Source organism: Nitratireductor sp. GCM10026969, assembly GCF_042660605.1.
In the GTDB taxonomy this organism is placed as follows: domain Bacteria; phylum Pseudomonadota; class Alphaproteobacteria; order Rhizobiales; family Rhizobiaceae; genus Chelativorans.
In genome coordinates this window covers 1-287 of record NZ_JBHSUM010000325.1, presented here as the reverse complement: position 1 = coordinate 287, position 287 = coordinate 1, and the positions used below count along the sequence as shown (strand labels likewise).

The following is a 287-nucleotide window of genomic DNA, read 5'->3' as shown; positions in this document are numbered from 1 at the left end:
GAAGTTTCAGATATACGAAACGACTATCTCTCAAAAGGCTTATCTGATCCAGAAAAATTTGGTATCAGTGGATTGTCAATGGGTGGGATTACCACCAGTGCCATGATAACGCAATTTGACTGGATCCACTCAGCGGCCATTTTAATGGGGACTCCTTCACCAGTTGAATTTTCAAAATGGTTATTGACGTCAAAATGGTATGATGGTTATGAAAGTGTCGACGGACTCATCAACGGTGAGATGAAAAGGGAACTGGATAAGATCTCGCTGAAAGAACAGCCCAAAAA

1 pseudogene is annotated in these 287 nt (G+C 41.5%); it reads left to right on the top strand.

Going from position 1 to position 287, the window contains the following annotated elements:
- A pseudogene (locus ACFP9U_RS25285) lies at nt 1-287 on the top strand (hypothetical protein); the annotation flags it as partial.